The organism is Peribacillus sp. NPDC096447 (assembly GCF_044762725.1).
In the GTDB taxonomy this organism is placed as follows: Bacteria; Bacillota; Bacilli; order Bacillales; family DSM-1321; genus Peribacillus.
The window spans coordinates 99,287-119,204 of record NZ_JBIWEV010000005.1; the positions used below are offsets into that span (position 1 = coordinate 99,287).

At 41.4% G+C, this 19,918-nt stretch carries 12 protein-coding genes and 1 riboswitch; of the genes, 11 read left to right on the top strand and 1 reads right to left on the bottom strand.

Annotated features, from left to right (window positions below):
- Nucleotides 1-266: 266 nt before the first annotated feature.
- Nucleotides 267-2,114, bottom strand: coding sequence for a DNA ligase D (gene ligD / locus ACIQZD_RS17815; RefSeq protein ID WP_402905016.1), 1,848 nt, complete (start codon nt 2,112-2,114; stop codon nt 267-269).
- Between the two features lie 148 nt (nt 2,115-2,262).
- Here ligD and ku point away from each other — a divergent pair, with 148 nt between their 5' ends.
- From ku to ACIQZD_RS17870, 11 genes are all read left to right on the top strand, one after another.
- Nucleotides 2,263-3,105, top strand: coding sequence for a non-homologous end joining protein Ku (gene ku, locus ACIQZD_RS17820; protein WP_063234429.1), 843 nt, complete (start codon nt 2,263-2,265; stop codon nt 3,103-3,105).
- A gap of 505 nt (nt 3,106-3,610) precedes the next feature.
- Complete coding sequence (locus ACIQZD_RS17825; protein WP_402905018.1) at nt 3,611-4,261, top strand: MOSC domain-containing protein; 651 nt, start codon at nt 3,611-3,613, stop codon at nt 4,259-4,261.
- A gap of 111 nt (nt 4,262-4,372) precedes the next feature.
- A riboswitch (SAM riboswitch) is annotated at nt 4,373-4,471 on the top strand.
- A gap of 105 nt (nt 4,472-4,576) precedes the next feature.
- Nucleotides 4,577-6,424, top strand: a complete 1,848-nt coding sequence (locus tag ACIQZD_RS17830; RefSeq protein ID WP_402905611.1) for a bifunctional homocysteine S-methyltransferase/methylenetetrahydrofolate reductase — start codon at nt 4,577-4,579, stop codon at nt 6,422-6,424.
- Nucleotides 6,417-9,866 (top strand): methionine synthase, encoded by a 3,450-nt coding sequence (gene metH, locus ACIQZD_RS17835; RefSeq protein ID WP_402905020.1) that lies wholly within the window; start codon nt 6,417-6,419, stop codon nt 9,864-9,866. The genes ACIQZD_RS17830 and metH overlap by 8 nt, the downstream gene beginning before the upstream one ends.
- Before the next feature lie 102 nt (nt 9,867-9,968).
- Nucleotides 9,969-10,736 carry a polysaccharide deacetylase family protein gene (locus ACIQZD_RS17840; protein ID WP_402905022.1) on the top strand — a complete coding sequence of 256 codons (768 nt, stop codon included), beginning with the start codon at nt 9,969-9,971 and terminating at the stop codon, nt 10,734-10,736.
- A 78-nt stretch (nt 10,737-10,814) separates the two neighbouring features.
- Nucleotides 10,815-11,582 (top strand): dioxygenase family protein, encoded by a 768-nt coding sequence (locus tag ACIQZD_RS17845; RefSeq protein WP_402905612.1) that lies wholly within the window; start codon nt 10,815-10,817, stop codon nt 11,580-11,582.
- Nucleotides 11,583-11,958: 376 nt separating this feature from the next.
- Nucleotides 11,959-14,811: a 2-oxoglutarate dehydrogenase E1 component gene (locus ACIQZD_RS17850; protein WP_402905024.1), complete on the top strand. Its 2,853-nt coding sequence runs from the start codon at nt 11,959-11,961 to the stop codon at nt 14,809-14,811.
- Nucleotide 14,812: 1 nt separating this feature from the next.
- Nucleotides 14,813-16,087 (top strand): 2-oxoglutarate dehydrogenase complex dihydrolipoyllysine-residue succinyltransferase, encoded by a 1,275-nt coding sequence (gene odhB, locus ACIQZD_RS17855; protein ID WP_402905026.1) that lies wholly within the window; start codon nt 14,813-14,815, stop codon nt 16,085-16,087.
- A gap of 230 nt (nt 16,088-16,317) precedes the next feature.
- Nucleotides 16,318-17,070, top strand: a complete 753-nt coding sequence (locus tag ACIQZD_RS17860; protein WP_402905028.1) for a DeoR/GlpR family DNA-binding transcription regulator — start codon at nt 16,318-16,320, stop codon at nt 17,068-17,070.
- Entirely contained in the window at nt 17,070-17,990 is a 921-nt protein-coding gene (gene pfkB / locus ACIQZD_RS17865) for a 1-phosphofructokinase (RefSeq protein WP_402905030.1), read from the top strand. The genes ACIQZD_RS17860 and pfkB overlap by 1 nt, the downstream gene beginning before the upstream one ends.
- A 4-nt stretch (nt 17,991-17,994) precedes the next feature.
- Nucleotides 17,995-19,887, top strand: coding sequence for a PTS fructose transporter subunit IIABC (locus tag ACIQZD_RS17870; RefSeq protein ID WP_402905032.1), 1,893 nt, complete (start codon nt 17,995-17,997; stop codon nt 19,885-19,887).
- Nucleotides 19,888-19,918 lie beyond the last annotated feature (31 nt).

Consider the following 19,918-nt stretch of genomic DNA (forward strand, 5'->3'; position numbering starts at 1 on the left):
GCAAACTCGAAGAAAAGCGAGTTTGCCTGCAGTTTTCTTATTTAAAAACGTTGCAGTTGATTTCAGAAATCCGCTCCCTTTCCGCCGACTGTCTGCCAAGCCGCATCAAAGAAAGCGGCTGCGGGGTCTCGGCTAGCCAGTTATTCGGCAGGAGTGTCGCAAATTTCTTCAATTCAATGAGTTTTCATAAAACAATATATAACCATAAAGTATAACCTGTTCTTAATCATGGTTCGGAATAAGACCATTGCGAACCCCAAGTCCAACTAGTTGTTGGTCTTTTTTTGTTTTAGGAACGACAAAACTTCCAAAAAGGCTGGTCCATTATCGACAAGTCTGTAATCCATAAAAGCACATCCATCCCTTTTTATTCTGTTTGGGATGGTTTCAATCGTATAGTTCTTTAACTGGAGGTTTTCGTCCACTTCCTCCCAAAACAAAGGTGTAGCCACACCCGCAAAAGAATTTCCCCGTGGGGAATAAGGCTGGATGATGGTTTTTCCTTCACTATGCTGCACAAAGTCCAAGTAAAGTCGATTGTGCCGATTTATTTTCATTCTTTCCGTTGTAAAATCATTTGGGTTGGAACTTGTTAAGTAGTCACCGAGAAAGTCGGTGAATATGCGTGTCTCCTGATAAGTAAATCTGTCTTCAGGCAGTGGGATGTGAATTTGCAGTCCTTTGTTACCTGAAGTTTTTACAAAAGCTTTAATTCTTAATGATTCCATCACTTTTTTAATTTCCTGTGCGGCCTTTATCGCAAAGGAGAAAAATTCGATGGAAGGGGGATCCAAGTCCAGGACGATTTCGTCGGGTCTTGTTTTACCCGCTTTCTGAAATGGGGCATGGAATTCTAATGCAAGCTGATTACCAAACCAAAGAAGCGTTTCAATATCGTTACACAGCATGTATTCGATATCCTCATCCATGAACGTTTTAATAAAGGCCGGCGCATAATCAGGTTTGTTTTTCTGGAAAAATCTTTCTTTATCCAAAGTGCCATGAGGATAGCGGATCGTCGTAAGCAGTTTATCCCTCAAGAAGGGTAAGAAGAAAGCTGAAACCTCCCGTAAATAATGAAGGTATTCGACTTTTACCACCTGTTTACCTTCTGTTATCCAAAGCGGTTTATCCCTGGAAGTTATTTGTACCGTATCTGGAAATGTGTATTGGCCTAGCACAAATTTCTCCCAGGTACATTCATCGGGAGTCGTTTGTAAAAGCCATTGCGAAAACTGAGGTTCACGCAATTCATTTTCCTCATATACGTGTAAGAATTGAACTTCTATGCAAATGGATGGATGGATATAAAAAAATTGTGCGTCTTCGTCTGATGCATTTTGCTTGATCAATTGATGCAATATACTTTTATCTTGAGCACTCAGTCCATTTTTAACGCTTCCGATTTTCGTTACGGCACCTTCTTTGAAAACTGCAAGGGAAACGTAACCATTTTCCTTGTGTAATGCTGTAATGAAACAAGAAACGGTCTTCCAGTTTTTCACCTTAATCCAAGATGTAGTACGTTTTCCTTCTTGCCAAGTACCTCGAATTTCCTTGGCGACAACCCCTTCGCCATCTAATAGGGTGACCTTATTCAAGGCACTATCCAAAACCTCAAAACTTTCTATTAATTGTATTAAAGCCGTATCGTTGGGATCAGGCGGAATAGGAAAGCCAAGTTTTACCCCCATATTCAACATTATTTCCCTACGTTCTTCCATAGGTTTAGCTGCTAAGTCTTTTCCGTTGATGCGAAGCAGGTCAAACGCTATAAACCGGCATGGGGAAAAGCGGGCTTTTTCAGATATTAAGGATTGTTTACCAAGGCGTCCTCGCCACTGTATTTGAAAAAAGTCCGCTTTCGCTTCATTGGTAAGCCAGACCAATTCTCCATCTAACTGTAGCGGGAGATATTCTTCCAGGTCCAGTTCTTTGATGTAAGCAATGATTTCTGGGAACTGTGGTGATAATTCCTTCTCGTTCCGACTCGAAATGCTTATGGTATCGGAGTCAATCGTTAAAATAGCCCTAAAGCCGTCATATTTGACTTCATAACGCCAATCCTTGGAGTTGGGGGCTTCGGGGTAATAGGTTGGCAGCATCGGTTTCATTTTGTATCACCTCCGCAAATAATGATTAACATTATTTTGCCAAAAAAACGAAGTGTTAGAGTTGGCAATTGTTTTTTCGTTTTTTTTTGAACAAAGGGGAATAATAAAATTGTTCTTCTCTTTAAAAATAAGTTATGAGGTGACGAATATGCATACGATGTGGAAGGGGAGCATATCATTCGGTTTGGTGAACATTCCGATCAAACTTCATGCTGCAACGGAGGATAAGGATATTTCTTTAAGGACGTTGCATAAGGAATGTCATTCACCGATTAAATACGAAAAAGTTTGTCCGGTATGCCAGAAAGAAGTGGGGAAGGATGATATAGTCCGCGCTTTTGAGTATACAAAGGGAAAATTTGTTGTATTGGAAGACAATGAACTGGAGCAACTGAAAAAACAAAACGAAGAAAAAGCCGTGGAAATCGTGGATTTCGTTAAAATTGAAGAAATAGATCCCATTTATTTCAATCGGAGTTACTACATGTCCCCTAATGATGGAGGGATAAAAGCTTATTCCCTTTTGAGGCAGGCCCTCAAGGAATCGAATAAGGTGGGATTAGCGAAAATCATCATTCGCTCTAAAGAACAAATGGCGGTAATCCGAGTCGTTGATAATACCTTGGTGATGGAAACGATTCATTATCCGGATGAAGTCCGTTCCACAGCGGATGTTCCGAATATCCCAGCCAATGATACCATTGTAAAAAAAGAAATCGATACTGCCGTATTATTGATAGATCAATTAACGACTACTTTCGATCCGACAAAATACACCGATGACTATCGAACCGCGTTACTTGAATTGATTGAATCAAAGAAAACGGGACAGACGACGATTACAGCCAAAACAAAAGAACCAGTTTCCAACAATGTAACCGATTTAATGGAGGCATTACAGGCATCCATTGACCGTACGAAACATGATGAACCGGAAAAGAAAAAGACAACCCGAAAGAAAGCGGCACCGAAAAAAAAGAAACAAGCTTAAACAGGAAGCTGAGCGGAAGACATACGGTGTCGCTCGGCTTTCTGCTTGTTTTAGCAAGGAATCAGGCTTCTTATAAGGGAATGAAAGTGACTTTACAGGAAGGGATTTACATAGGGAAGGAAATTGCAAATAGGTAAGTGAATCACGATTTGGGGATATGAATCGAATTAAAAGAAAATGATGGATGGTAATGAAGGCAAAAAAATTCGCTCCCTAAAGAGCGACAATGAGGAATTCAATCGTGAAAAATCAACATATAGGCGAACGGTTGTAGTTATCGACTATATATTGTGTTCATATTCTACCATATTTAATTCTGAAATAGCAACAAAATTACTGAAACAAACCTATGAATTTTTCTGGAAATCAATGATATTTCGCCCATTTAACGGATCATGTGGCTTTTTCACTTCATATACTTATAAAAGCTACTGAATATAATGGATTTTTAGTATAATTTATACATATTGGATGATATAAATTAAATATGAATGGAAGATGCAAAATGGAAAATGGAAAAATAAAATCACTTCATGCGGGGAAGCCGAAACATGAAAATTTTTCGCATGTCGATATCTTTTCAGCCATGGATAAACAAGCACAGGATAATGTGACAGTGTCTAAATCGGGCATAATTGGTGATGGGGTAGGTAATGTAAAGTTCCATGGAGGTCCTGATCGGGCTTTGTGCTTTTACCCCTTTGAACATTATTCATTATGGAATGAAAAATTCTCTAAAAAGCTGGATATCCCAGCATTCGGTGAAAATTTAACCGTAGCGGGGATGAGGGAAGAAGCAACGTATATCGGCGATATTTATCAAATAGGCGAAGTGATTGTTCAAATTAACCAGGGGAGGATACCTTGTTCAACCATTTCCCACTTCAATCAAGAACCTAAGTTTTTGGAACTCGTGCTGAAAACGAGTTTCACTGGTTATTTTGCAAGAGTGCTTCAAGAAGGAACGATAAATAAACAAAACGAAATCGTGCTAATAGATCGTTTGCAAGAAAAAATTTCAGTTCATTATGCAGCAGAGGTAATCCTCCACAAACGAGATGGGCTGGAAGGCGCTAAGGCTTTACTAACTCTAGACTCGTTAGCGGAAGACTGGAAAGGAAGAATCTTGAAGAGGGTTCAAGCTGCAAAAGATTGAATCATTTTTGCAAAAGTGAAAAAAATGTCGATCAGGTATTGAAATTGACAGATTATTAATGTAAATTAAATATAATCTAATTTTGAAATCTTGTGAAAATTATATAAATGGATCTTATCGAGAGAGGTGGAGGGACTGGCCCGAAGAAACCTCAGCAACCAGCTTAGGCAAAGGTGCTAAATCCAGCAAGCAGAGCTTGATAGATGAGGAGAATGTTTCAAAAAACCTTCTTCTTTGAGAAGGTTTTTTTTTCCTTTTCTCTCATACTCATAAAATACGACAAAAACAGGACTGTTTTTGAGAGAGGGTGTAATGATGAATTTTCGTAAAGAAGTGAAAGAAAGAATGCTGGTTGGGGAAGGGGCAATGGGGACCTTATTATACTCAAATGGCATCGATCAATGTTATGAGGAATTAAACTGCACGAATCCTGATCAAATAGAGTCCATCCACCGTGCCTATCTGGAGGCTGGTGCAGATATTCTTCAATCGAATACATACGGAGCCAATTTCAACAAATTGAAACGGTATGGACTTGAAGATGAAGTTAGCAGAATCAACCGCCAGGGAGTCATTCTTGCTAAAAAAGCGGCAAAAGGAAAGGCGTATGTCTTCGGTACCATAGGGGCACAGCGGAGTATCAGGAAATCGGATTTAAGCATGGAAGAGATTAAACGGGGTTTTCGTGAACAGCTATACAGTCTGTTGATGGAAAACCCTGATGGAATTCTCTTGGAAACATTTTATGACCTGGAGGAACTGGAAACCGTCCTGCAAATCGTTAAAAATGAAACTGGACTGCCGATCATCGCAAATGTTTCGATGCATGAACTGGGTAATCTCCAAAATGGAATCCATTTAAATGAAGCCTTTCAAAAACTCGAGCAATTGGGTGCCGATGTTGTTGGGGTGAATTGCCGTCTTGGTCCACATCATATGATCCGGGCCTTGGAAGAAGTGAGTTTGCCAAAGCAAGCATCGATTGCCATATACCCTAATGCCAGCCTTCCGGATTATGTGGATGGAAGGCTCGTCTATAAAGCCGTGCCTGAATATTTCGGTTCAAGTGCCCTGGAACTTCGTGAGCAAGGTGCCGCTATTATAGGCGGGTGCTGCGGAACGACGCCACTGCATATTCAAGCTGTAAAGAATGCGATTGGAAGTTTTGCTCCTGTAAAAGAGAAAGTTACGAAATCCCGTGAAATAGAAATAATTGAAGTGAACGAAAGAGAATTGGAACTTCCATTGTACGAAAAGGCCAAGACGGAAAGGACGATCCTAGTTGAACTTGATCCACCGAAAAAGCTGGGAATAGAGAGTTTCATGACCGGTGCTGAGGTTTTGAAAAAAGCAGGGGTCGATTCCATTACATTAGCGGATAATTCACTTGCCTCACCAAGGATATCGAATGATGCACTGGCTAATTTACTGAAGAACCAATTGAATATTAATCCGATGGTGCATATAACATGCCGTGATCGAAATTTGATTGGCCTGCAGTCACATTTAATGGGACTGCAGACGGTGGGGCTGAATGAATTATTGATCATCACCGGAGATCCTTCAAAAATAGGGGACTTCCCGGGTGCCACCTCGGTTTATGATTTATCTTCCTTTGACCTTATAAGCATGGTCAAACAATTTAATGAAGGCCTTTCCTATTCCGGTCAAAGTTTGGGTCAACGGGCGAATTTTAAAATTGCGGCAGCGTTTAATCCCAATGTGAAATATCTGGATAAAGCCGTACTGAGAATGGAAAAGAAGATTTCCTGCGGTGCTCAATCATTTTTGACACAGCCAATTTATTCGGTGGAGCAAATCGAAGAAGTACATGAAGCTACAAAACATTTAGAAACCCCGATTTTCATCGGTATCATGCCCTTGACAAGCACCCGGAACGCAGAATTCATCCATAATGAGATCCCAGGCATCAAATTGCCTGATAACGTAAGAAGGGCTATGGCTTTAGCGGGGGATGACCCTGTAAAGTCAAGGATGGAAGGGGTTAATATCGCGCGGGAACTGGTGGACGCGGCAAGGGAAAAATTCAAGGGCATATATTTAATCACTCCGTTCCTTCGCTATGAAATGACCGCGGAACTTACGAAATATATTAGAAAAGTCGATAGTAAACAGACATCAGAGGTGGCAGTACATGAATAAAAAAGCGATTCAAGATCAGTTAAATTCTAAGATTCTCCTACTTGATGGGGCGATGGGAACCATGCTTCAAGCGGAGAATTTGACAGCAGACGATTTTGGCGGGGAACAATTCGAGGGCTGCAATGAATATTTATCACTGACGCAACCGGAAATCATCCAATCCATTCATGAAAAATATTTAGCAGCGGGCGCAGATATCATTGAAACAAATACCTTTGGAGCGACCAGCATCGTTCTTGAGGAATACCAAATAAGCACGATCGCCTACAAGCTAAATAAAATTTCAGCCGAGCTTGCCGTTAAAGCTTGTGAAAAGTATTCCAATGAGGAATGGCCAAGGTATGTAGCTGGATCGATGGGCCCCACTACAAAAACGCTTTCCGTTACGGGCGGAACGACTTTTGATATTTTAACCGATTCTTATGAAGAACAGGCACTGGGTCTCTTGGATGGCGGTGTAGACTTGCTGTTGGTGGAAACCTGTCAGGATATGCTTAATGTCAAGGCTGCCTTTTCTGGAATCAAAGCAGCATTTGAAAAAACAGGAAAAGATGTGCCTGTCATCATATCAGGAACAATCGAACCGATGGGCACGACACTTGCCGGCCAGTCCATAGAAGCTTTTTATTTATCGGTTGAACATATGAAACCAGTAGCAGTCGGCCTTAATTGTGCAACAGGGCCGGAATTCATGATAGACCATATCAGGACACTTGCCGATATATCGAATAGCGCCATCAGTTGTTATCCGAATGCCGGGCTCCCTGATGAAGAAGGCCACTATCATGAGTCACCTACTTCCCTGGCAGAGAAAATGAAGCAATTTGCCGAAAAGGGATGGGTCAATATCATTGGCGGATGTTGTGGTACGACACCAGAGCATATTAAAGAACTTTCCAGGGTCCTCGAAGGCATGAAGCCCCGTACAATTACGGAAACTGCCCATGGCCATGCCGTATCAGGCATAGAACCGCTCATTTATGATGATTCAATGCGTCCTTTATTCGTAGGTGAAAGGACGAATGTTATCGGTTCCCGAAAATTCAAGGAGCTGATACGCGGCAAGCATTACGAGCCAGCAGCCGAAATTGCACGTAACCAGGTGAAAAAAGGCGCCCATGTCATTGATATTTGTCTTGCTGATCCTGATGGGGATGAGCTTGGCGATATGAAGGAATTCGTAGAAGAGGTCGTCAAAAAAGTGAAAGTCCCATTGGTCATCGATACTACGGATGAAGTTGTACTTGAACAAGCATTAAAACATTCACAAGGAAAATCGATCATTAATTCCATAAACCTTGAAGATGGTGAAGAGCGTTTTGAAAAAATAATACCCTTAGTCCATCAATATGGTGCTGCCGTTGTCGTAGGAACCATTGATGAAATCGGGATGGCCGTCGATGCTGAACGGAAATTGGAAGTGGCAACACGGTCTGTGGATCTGCTCGTCAATAAGTACGGTCTAAACAAAAGTGACATCATCTTTGATCCGCTTGTATTTCCTGTAGGCACAGGAGATGAACAATATATCGGATCTGCTTTAGAGACGGTGAATGGAATAAAGGCGATTAAAGAAAAGTTTCCAGAATGCCTAACGATACTTGGCATTTCCAACGTTTCTTTCGGTCTGCCAGCGAGGGGAAGGGAAATATTAAATGCAGTTTTCCTTTACCATTGTACAAAAGCGGGACTCGATTATGCCATCGTGAATACAGAAAAACTTGAACGTTTCGCACTGATTCCGGAAGAGGAAGTGAAACTGGCAGAGGCACTCCTGTTTGAGACTTCAACTGAAACTTTAGCGATTTTTACCGAATTTTATCGTGGAAAAAAAGCGGAGAAGAAGGATAATGGTGTGATCCTGCCATTGGACGAACGTCTAGGTAACTATATTATCGAAGGAACGAAAGAAGGATTGGTTGATGATTTAAATGAAGCGATTGAGCGCGGTGATACCCCATTGGAAATCATCAATGGACCATTGATGGATGGCATGAGTGAGGTGGGGCGGTTGTTTAATGACAACCAACTTATTGTCGCAGAGGTACTTCAAAGTGCTGAAGCGATGAAGGCGGCTGTATCTCACCTTGAACCACTTATGGAAAACTCTGAAGATAGCGCTAAGAAAGGGAAAATCCTTTTGGCGACTGTCAAGGGAGATGTGCATGATATCGGGAAAAACCTAGTGGATATCATCCTATCCAATAATGGCTATGAAGTCATTGATTTAGGGATCAAGGTGGCACCGCAACAAATCATTGAAGAGGTTCGAAAACATGAGCCAACCATCATTGGCCTATCTGGGTTACTTGTCAAATCTGCACAGCAAATGGTTTTAACCGCTCAGGATTTAAGGCAAGCGGGAATAGATACCCCAATATTAGTGGGAGGGGCAGCATTATCACGTAAATTTACCGATTTTAAAATATCACCTGAATATGAAGGACCGGTTTTATATTCCAAAGATGCTATGGATGGTTTGGCTGTAACGAATATTTTACATGACTCTGACAAAAAAGTGGTGTACTTGGAAGAGTTAGTCGAGAAAAGAGAAAGGTCGAAAGCGAATGCGGCCATTGCCGCCACGCTGGAAAAGCCTGTCCGTAAGCAGTCCACAGCTGCCCCTTTAAGCGATGTTCCTGTTCAAATACCGCGTGACATCAAGCGTCACGTCCTGAAAAACTATCCATTGGATGTCATACAGCCATATATTAATAGGCAAATGCTGATTGGTCATCATTTGGGGTTAAAAGGTAAAGTGTCCGAATTGCTTAAGCAAGGGAATGAAAAAGCGGTGCAGCTCAATGATCTCGTTGATGAATTGATTGAATTCCTTAAGACGGAACCGGATTATGGCTTGCATGCAGTTTATCAATTTTTCCCTGCTCAAAGCGAAGGAGATAAGCTATTGGTATACAACCCGGACAATCATCAGGAGGTTTTGGAAACTTTTGACTTCCCAAGGCAAGATACGAATCCGCATCTTTGTTTAGCGGACTTCGCGAAACCGGTCTCCTCCGGGCAAATGGATTATGTTGGTTTCTTCCTGGTCACTGCCGGAAAAGGAATCAGAAAATGGGCAGAAAAACTTAAGCTTGAAGGTGATTTCTTGAAAAATCACGCCCTTCAATCACTTGCTCTCGAAACAGCTGAAGGGTTCGCGGAAAGGATTCATCAATTAATGCGGGATGATTTAGGCATAAGCGATCCGATTGAAATGTCCATGAAAGAGCGATTTGCCGCTAAGTACACCGGACAAAGGTTTTCTTTTGGTTATCCTGCTTGTCCTAATCTGGAAGACCAGGAGAAGCTATTCCGCCTGTTACAACCACAAGATATTGGCGTGGAATTGACTGAAGGATGCATGATGGAACCAGAGGCTTCCGTTTCCGCCATTGTTTTTGCACATCCTGAAGCTCGTTACTTTAATGTCGATCGATAATTCATATTATAAGGCAGCGGTATTTTTTACCGCTGCCTTGTTGCGCATGAAACCCCTATATTGGTACATCTTAATGGTCAAAAGGAAGGGGATGCAACACCTATGAAGAGGAAGCTTAAATTATTTCTTTCCATGGCGGGTTCTTTCATTTTTATTTTGTTTCTTGTGGCTGTGCAAAACATTCAAGTGCATGCAATGGTTCCTGAAGAGATGACACCGCTCCTAAAAAGTAAGGAAAAACAGAAAATCGCCTATTTGACATTCGATGACGGACCATCTTTGAATACAATGGATATATTGGATATTTTGGACCGCTATCATGTTAAAGCCACATTTTTCGTTAAAGGCAACGAAGAGCCATACGCAAAGGGATGCTATCAGGAGATGATTTCCCGCGGTCATTCGATTGCCCTTCATTCATATACACATGATTATTCCATCATTTATCGATCGACTGAGGGTTTCTTTCAAGACTTGAATAGGCTTGAAACCATGCTGCAAAAGGAGTATGGGATAAAAAGCCGAATTGTGCGCCTTCCTGGCGGCTCGAATAATCGTCTGCGGCATCAGGCAGCCACTAAACCCATCATCAATGGAATCCTTCAACAACTAAATGAAAAAGGGTATATATACTTTGATTGGTCCATTGACTCGACAGATGGCTTCAGTCCGTCAATAAGTGAACGACAAATCATTACTGCTGTACAAAAAGGGACGAAAAATCAAAAGCATGTTAATATCTTATTGCATGATATCAATAGTATGAAAAATACAGTGAAAGCATTGCCTGATATAATTGAATCCTTAAAAAAAGAAGGGTATACCTTTGATACTATTGATGAGACAACCCCAAAAATGCAATTTAATTGATGAACACATTGTTTAACTATAGTAAATTAAGGTATAGGGTATAGAGATTACATTTCGAAAGGATTTATCGTTTCTATGATGCCATCATTGTTTTTATCACATGGAACACCACTATTAGCTTTGGAAAAGAATAGCTACACCTCTTTTTTGAAGGAGTATATGCAAACTATGAAGAAACCTGCTGCCATCGTTATTTTGTCAGCACATTGGGCAAATGAAGATCAAATGATTTCTGCAGTGGGGAAGCATGAAGTCATTTATGATTTTGCAGGATATCCTGAAGAAATATTTCAGATTACTTATCCTGCCAGGGGATGCCTTGAACTTTCAGATCGAATTTTAACCTTATTGTCCAGGATAGGTGTATTGGGGGAACTTGATGAAAGGCGCCCCCTGGATCATGGGGCATGGGGGCTTTTGCATATCATGTATCCCGAAGCTGATATCCCGACCGTATCTATGTCCATTAGTCCTTCGCTGCCATTGGACAAGCAGTATGAAATTGGGAAAGCGTTGAGTGAATTAAAGGAAAGTAATGTCCTGATCATAGGAAGTGGTGGAATTGTCCATAATTTCACCCATATTCAGAAAGATATGACTGTTGCAGAAGGATGGGCAATCGAATTTGAAAACTGGATCGAAGAGAAAATCATGAAATGGGATTTGCAATCTTTGTTCAATCATGAAAAAATCGCGCCTTACAGTACAGAGGCTGTGCCTTCCAAAGAGCATTTCATTCCATTGGTCATCGCAATGGGCTTAGGGGATGACAACAAAAAAGCGGCTCTTCTGCACAGGAGCTTTCAATATGGCAATCTGAGTTTAACAGCTTGGAAGTTTGAGTGAGGTGAAAGGGTTTTCAAACTAGTTAAATTTACCTGAAAAATAATCATTATACAAAAATACAAAAATCTTTTTTTAGCGAAAAAAAGACTTAAATGAGCAAAAAAGACAGTTAAAAGCGATTTTTGACGAATTAAGCAGAAATATAGTTGAAAAAAGGTTGTATAAAGTGGTTTAACCTTTGGATATTTCGACAAAAACATGTTAATATAACATCTGAAAACGTTTTATCCTTTAAAATTTTATTATTCAATAACCAAAGTTATTTATTATATATCTTATATATATCATATATTTGGGGAAAATTTAGAAGAAAGAAATTTGGGGATGGATAAAACGTAATGAAAAAAATTATGAGAAAAATTTGGGGGTTTACAAAATGACCATCAATGATTCTAAGGTATTAGACCAATGGAAAGCTTTTTCGGGTCCAAACCTTGGGTATGTCATGGAGCAATACGATTTATTTCTAGCCAACCCGGAAGAAGTGGATCCGGAACTGAAAAACTTTTTTGAAGTAGCAGGTCCTCCTTCATTCGATGTATCGGCAGAAACAACGACTGTAAGTGCATCAACTGTACAAACTGGAGAAGTTCTTCCAATGAAGAAAATTATGTCTGCAGTTAATTTAGCTGAAAATATCCGTGCATACGGGCATCTTGCTGCAAATATTTATCCTTTAAAAGAAGAAGCTCTGGACACTGAACAAATTCACTTTGAAAAATACGGCTTGACTGCAGATGATTTAAGGAAAATACCGGCTGACTTAATTTGTCCGGAATCACCTGAAGACGTGAAAGACGGATACGAAGCCGTACAATACCTAAAACAACTCTATACAAAAACGATAGCCTTTGAATTTCATCATGTTAATGACTTGGATGAAAAGCAATGGCTTACTGATATGGTCGAATCCGGAAACATGTTCCCGGAAGTGGGAAAAGAGAAAAGAGAATTATTACTTAAACGATTGAATGAAGTAGAAGGTTTCGAGAAATTCCTTCACCGCACATATGTAGGGCAAAAACGTTTCTCTATTGAAGGACTGGATGCTTTGGTTCCGATTTTAGATGAAATGATTTCACAAACTGTCCAAAACGGAACGGGTAATGTGAATATCGCCATGGCTCACCGAGGACGTTTGAATGTGCTTGCACATGTATTAGGAAAGCCGTATGAGGTCATTTTCTCTGAATTCCAACATTCACCGAATAAAGATTTGGTTCCTTCCGAAGGTTCGACAGGCATTAACAATGGATGGACAGGTGATGTTAAATATCATTTGGGTCTGGATAAACAGATTACTAAAGCTAATATACAAAAAGCAAGGATTACACTTGCCAATAACCCAAGTCACTTGGAAGTAGTCGGTCCAATCGTGGAAGGGTATTCTCGTGCGGCTCAAGAAGACCGTACAGAAAAAGGATTCCCGGTGCAAGACATTTCCAAATCCCTTGCAATCCTGATTCATGGTGATGCTGCATTCCCAGGTGAAGGAATTGTACCTGAAACGTTTAACTTAAGCCGTTTACGCGGTTATCAAGTTGGCGGCGCCATCCATATCATCGCCAATAACATGATCGGTTTTACAACGGAAAGTGAAGATTCACGTTCAACCTTATATGCTAGTGATTTGGCAAAAGGCTTTGAAGTGCCGATCGTGCATGTAAATGCAGATGATCCAGAAGCATGTATGGCTGCTGTGAACCTTGCTAACCTATATCGTGAAAAATACAACAAGGATTTCTTGATCGACCTGATCGGTTACAGACGTTTCGGCCATAACGAAATGGATGAGCCATTGGTGACTCAACCTGAAATGTATGCATTAATCCATAAGCATCCAACCGTTAAAGAGCTTTATGGGAAAAAACTTATTGAATCCGGCGAGTTCACTGAAGCTGAAGTTAAAGCGATTGCTGAGCAAGTGGATACAAGGCTTGCAGATGCATATGCGAAAATTTCCGGAAATAAACCGGAAGCTTCCAAAGAGTGTAATCCTCCTGGGATTATTGAAAAAGGACTTCCAGCCATTGAAACGGCAGTTCCGAAACAAGAACTTGTTACAATTAACGAAGAGCTTGTTAAGTGGCCGGAAGGATTCACCCCTAATAAAAAATTAGGAAAGATTTTATCACGTCGCTTGGATTCCTTTGGTCCTGAAGGAAAAATCGATTGGGCACATGCCGAGACATTGGCTTTTGCTTCGATTTTAAGTGACGGCACGCCAATCCGTTTGACAGGACAAGATTCAGAGCGTGGAACATTCGCACAACGTAATATCATGTTACATGATAGTGTTAATGGAAAAACATATTCACCACTTCACACACTTGAAACTGCCAAAGCTTCATTCGCTGTTCATAACAGCCCGCTTACGGAAACGGCAGTTCTGGCTTATGAATATGGTTATAATGTTTTTGCACCTGAGACACTTGTATTATGGGAAGGCCAATTCGGTGACTTCGCTAATACAGCACAAGTGATCTTTGACCAATTCATTGCGGCTGGCCGTGCTAAATGGGGTCAAAAATCAGGTCTTGTCATGCTGCTTCCACACGGTTATGAAGGACAAGGGCCAGAGCACTCAAGTGCACGACTGGAACGCTTCCTTCAATTAGCAGCTGAAAACAACTGGACAGTTGCTAACTTAAGTTCGGCAGCTCAATACTTCCATATCCTTAGAAGACAAGCTAAGATTTTGGATCAAGAACAAGTACGTCCGCTTGTCATCATGACACCGAAGAGTATGCTTCGTAATCAAGTGATGGCTTCTACAACAGAAGAATTCAGTGAAGGCGCATTTGAATCATTCGTAGAAACCAAAGCTTTGGGCAAAAAACCTAAATCGGTTGAACGCATTGTTTTTGCAACAGGTAAATTGGCGGTTGAACTTCGTGAAAAAGCGGCAACTGAAAAAAATACGGATTGGTTGCAAATCATCAGTATCGAAGAAATTTATCCATTCCCATTCACTGGAGTTCAAGAAGCCCTTAAAAAATATACAAATCTTAAAGAAATCTTCTGGGCTCAAGAAGAACCTAAAAACATGGGTGCTTGGACATTTGTTGAACCTCGCCTAAATGCAGCGGCTCCTGGCAATCTTTCAGTAACATATATAGGAAGGAAGCGCAGATCAAGCCCGGCTGAGGGAGATCCACTTGTCCATAAAAATGAACAACAACGGATTATGACTCAAGCAATTACACGCAATAATGAGGGGGAGAAATAAAATGGCTGAAGTAAAAGTACCTGAATTAGCAGAATCAATTTCTGAAGGATCTATTGCGCAATGGTTAAAACAACCCGGTGATCACGTTGAAAAAGGAGAATATGTCCTTGAACTTGAAACGGATAAAGTGAACGTGGAAATCATTTCAGATTATACTGGTACACTTTCGGAACATTTAGCGGAAGAAGGCGATACTGTCCAAGTTGGACAGGCTATCGCCATCGTTGATGAAAATGGATCAGCTGCAGCCGCTCCAAAAGCGGAAGCTCCTAAGGTTGAAGAAGCTAAAGCAGAACCAGCTAAGGCTGAACAAGCGGCTCCTGCTAAAGAGGCTCCTAAAGCAGAAGCGAAAGAAGCATCATCCACTCAACAAGTTATTGCTTCACCAGCTGCAAGGAAATTGGCTCGTGAAAAAGGAATTGACTTGACTCAAGTGCCTGTAGCCGACCCACTAGGTCGTGTACGTGTACAAGACGTAGAAGCAGCAAGTAATGCACCTGCAGCACCTGCGGCACCTGCGGCAGCTCCAAAACAAGCTCCTGCTAAACAAGCAGCCGCTCCTGTTGAAGTGAATGATGACCGCATTGAAGTGGTTAAGATGACACGCCGTCGTCAAACCATTGCCAAACGTCTAGTTCAAGTACAATCCGAAGCAGCCATGCTTACTACTTTTAACGAAGTCGATCTTTCTGCAGTCATGGAATTGCGTAACCGCCATAAGGATTCTTTCGTGAAAACAAATGACGTTAAACTTGGTTTCATGTCATTCTTCACTAAAGCGGTCATTGGCGCATTGAAAAAATATCCGTTATTGAATGCTGAAATCCAAGGCGACCATATCCTGAAAAAGAACTTTTATGATATCGGTGTAGCTGTATCCACTGATGAAGGTCTTGTTGTTCCGGTAGTAAGGGATGCTGACCGCAAAAGCTTTGCTGAAATCGAGAAGAACATTTCGGATTTAGCTGTTAAAGCGCGTAACAACAAACTGGGACTTTCAGATTTATCAGGTGGTACATTTACCATCACAAATGGAGGGACTTTCGGTTCCCTATTATCAACACCGATCTTGAATGCCCCTCAAGTTGGGATCTTGGGCATGCATACAATCAAGACTCGTCCAATCGCTGTTGGAGATCAAATCGAAAACAGACCAATGATGTACCTTGCATTATCTTATGATCACCGTATCGTTGACGGAAAAGAAGCTGTTGGTTTCTTAGTGGCTATCAAAGATATGCTGGAAGATCCAGAACAACTTTTACTTCAAGGCTAATAAAATAATAAGAAACCCCCCTGTCATCATGACATGGGGGTTTTTTGTGTGAAGAACTGAAAGGATATTTTCATAGAAAAAGAGATAATGGGGTTCAAGAAAGGTTATCTCAATTGAAATTGAATGTTTTTGAAGGTATTTTTGAATGAATTTGAGTATTTTTAAACGTTTGTGATTGATTATTCCTTCGTTTTCATATATGATGATGATATTAAAGTGAGGTGGGCGAATTGTTGACAACTGAAAGGCACCAGTTCATCTTATCGATTCTTAAAGAACAAGGAACGGTAAAGCTGCAGGAGCTTGTAGATCAGCTACAAGCCTCGGAGTCGACCATTCGGAGAGATTTAGTACAACTCGAAGAAATGAAGCTCTTGAAACGCGTGCATGGCGGGGCCTCTTTACTTCAAAGAAAAGGCCTTGAACCAACAACTATGGAAAAGCAAAACAAAGCAAGAGCTGAAAAACAACTTATAGCAAAGCTGGCGGCTTCATTCATAGAGAAAAATGATTGTATATATCTTGATGCAGGCACGACAACTGCGGAAATGATTCCTTATTTAAAGGATAAAAATATAACGGTGCTGACAAATGGTCTTATGCATATTCCAAAACTCATCGAATTGGAAATCAAAACAGTGTTAGTTGGCGGAACGATTAAATTTTCGACAAATGCGGTTATAGGAAGTAATGCTGTACAGTTTTTGAATGAATACCGTTTTGATAAATGTTTCTTGGGAATGAACGGCATCCATCAAGATCTGGGTTTCACAACGCCCGACCCGGAAGAAGCTCTACTGAAGAAGATGGCATTACGCCTCTCTAACGAAACTTATGTGCTTGCTGACAGTTCAAAACTGAATGAAGCTACTTTCGCTAAGGTGGCAGATGTAAGCGATGCCATAATCCTTACTGACAGCAATGATGAAGAGGCTGTTGCTCAACTCGATAAAAATCCAAAGGTAAAGGTCGTGACCATTTAATGATTTATACAGTGACACTCAACCCATCCATCGATTACCTTGTCGAGGTGGAAAGTTTTCAAATGGGCAAGGTGAATCGAACCAGTTATGATGCAAAATTCCCTGGAGGGAAAGGGATCAATGTTTCCCGAGTGCTTAAAAGGCTTGGCAATAGTACGACAGCGTTAGGATTCATCGGTGGACAAACAGGTGAATTTGTAAAAAGGTTTTTAAGACAGGAAGAGATTTTCACGGACTTTACAGAGATAGCTGGAGATACAAGAATAAACATCAAATTGAAGACAGGGCTGGAGACCGAAATTAATAGCCAAGGGCCGGTCATTTCAAAAGGGAATTATCAACAATTATTTAGTCAGATTGAACAGTTGAATAATAATGATATCCTCATTTTGTCAGGAAGCATCCCACCAAGCGTTCCATCGGATGTATACGAAGCCATGGCAAGGTCATGTTCCGATAACGGCATTAAAGTGGTGGTGGATACGAGTGGCAAGGGATTACTGAATGTCCTTCCACACCGGCCATTTTTAATAAAGCCCAATCACCATGAACTGGGTGAGCTTTTTTCCACCGAAATAAGAACGGTTGATGATGCTAGAGAATATGGCGCTAAATTGGTTGAAGCAGGAGCACAAAATGTTATTGTTTCAATGGCGGGACAGGGGGCCGTGCTTTGCACCGGTGGAGAGTCATATTCCGCAAATGTTCCAAAAGGGAACGTCATCAACTCAGTGGGTGCCGGTGATTCCATGGTCGCAGGTTTCATCGGGACATATGAAAGGACAGGGGATATTTTATCCGCTTTCCGCTTCAGTCTTGCCGCAGGAAGTGCTACAGCCTTTTCATCCGATCTCGGTACACTGGATAAAATTGAAGAGTTATTACCGCAAATTGCCATCAATCAACTAACAGGAGGCTGACTCTATGAAAATTACAGACTTGTTAAAATTGGATACAATCATAATAGATTTGCAAAGTGTTACAAAGCAAGCAGTCATTGATGAACTATCAGGAAAGTTAGCCGAGGCAGGCAGGCTAAACGATGTGGAGGGTTTCAAAGCTGCCATCTTAAAACGTGAAGAGCAAAGCACAACAGGGATTGGTGAAGGGATAGCCATACCGCACGCAAAAACAAATGCTGTAAGGATACCAGCCATCTGTTTCGGCAAATCGGTCAGTGGTGTGGATTATGAATCGCTTGATGGGCAGCCAGCTCATTTGTTCTTTATGATTGCAGCAAGTGAAGGAGCGAATGCAGATCACTTGGAAACCCTTTCCCGGCTTTCTTCTTTACTGATGGATGATAAATTCAGATCCCGCTTGATTTCTGCTTCTTCTGGTGAGGAAGTGTTGGAGATAATCAATCAAAAGGAAATGGAGGCTTATGAAGAAGAAAGTGAAGAGGAGCAATCAAGTAATGGTGCCAGTGGTAACAATAAAGGAGGTAAAATCCTTGCCGTTACAGCTTGTCCAACAGGAATTGCCCATACTTATATGGCTGCCGATGCGTTAAAGGCCAAAGCGAAGGAAATGGGAATCGATTTCAAAGTGGAAACAAATGGTTCCACAGGAATCAAAAATGGTTTAACCGCCGCAGAGATTGATGAGGCGGATGCAATTATCGTCGCAGCGGATAAGCAGGTGGAAATGGATCGTTTTAATGGAAAACATGTCATTATTGTCCCTGTTGCCCATGGAATCCGGAAGACCGAGGAGCTGTTAACCAGAGCCGTGAATCAGGATGCACCTGTTTACAAAGGAACTGGAAATGATAAAAGTGATGAAGGTGATTCAGCTAAAGGAGGATTGGGGATTTACAAGCACTTAATGAATGGCGTAAGTAATATGCTGCCTTTTGTCGTCGGGGGCGGAATCCTGATTGCGCTTTCTTTCTTTTTCGGGATCGAGGCAGCCGATCCGGCAAATCCGGAGTATAATCCCATTGCCAAAGCATTAAGTGATATTGGCGGGGGAAATGGTGCCTTCTTCTTACTTATCCCTGTCCTGGCTGGATTCATTGCTTCAAGTATTGCCGACCGTCCAGGTTTTGCTCCTGGTATGGTAGGGGGATTATTGGCAGCACAGGCTAATGCCGGTTTTCTTGGCGGACTGATCGCCGGTTTCCTTGCAGGTTATGTCGTCTTACTTTTAAGAAAATTGTTTTCCAAGTTACCGCAAACACTCGATGGCATTAAACCGGTTTTACTCTATCCTGTATTCGGAATGTTAATTACAGGGTTTATCATGATATTTCTTATAAATGAACCAGTAACAGCAATTAACACGGGCCTGACCAATTGGCTGCAGGGCTTATCCGGAACGAACGCAATATTCCTAGGCTTGATTCTTGGGGGTATGATGGCTGTGGATATGGGCGGCCCTTTAAATAAAGCAGCATTCACTTTTGGGATTGCAGCCATTGAGGCATCAAGTTTCGGTCCGCATGCTGCAGTAATGGCTGGTGGAATGGTTCCTCCCCTGGGAATTGCATTTGCAACTACATTCTTTAAAAGTAAATTCAGTGAAATGGAAAGGAAGTCCGGTTTCACTAATTACTTCATGGGTGCTTCATTCATCACAGAGGGTGCCATTCCTTTTGCGGCGGCGGATCCATTGCGCGTTATCGTCAGCAGTGTTGTTGGGGCAGCGACGGCAGGAGCCCTGTCAATGGCTTTTAATGTAACTTTGCCAGCGCCACATGGGGGAATATTTGTCATCCCTCTAGTCAACCATCCTTTCCGCTATTTGCTGGCGATTTTAATAGGAGCCCTCATTACCGCTTTAATATTGGGATTCTGGAAAAAGAAACAAAAATAAATTTACTACAAAAGCGGGTCCGAGATAAATG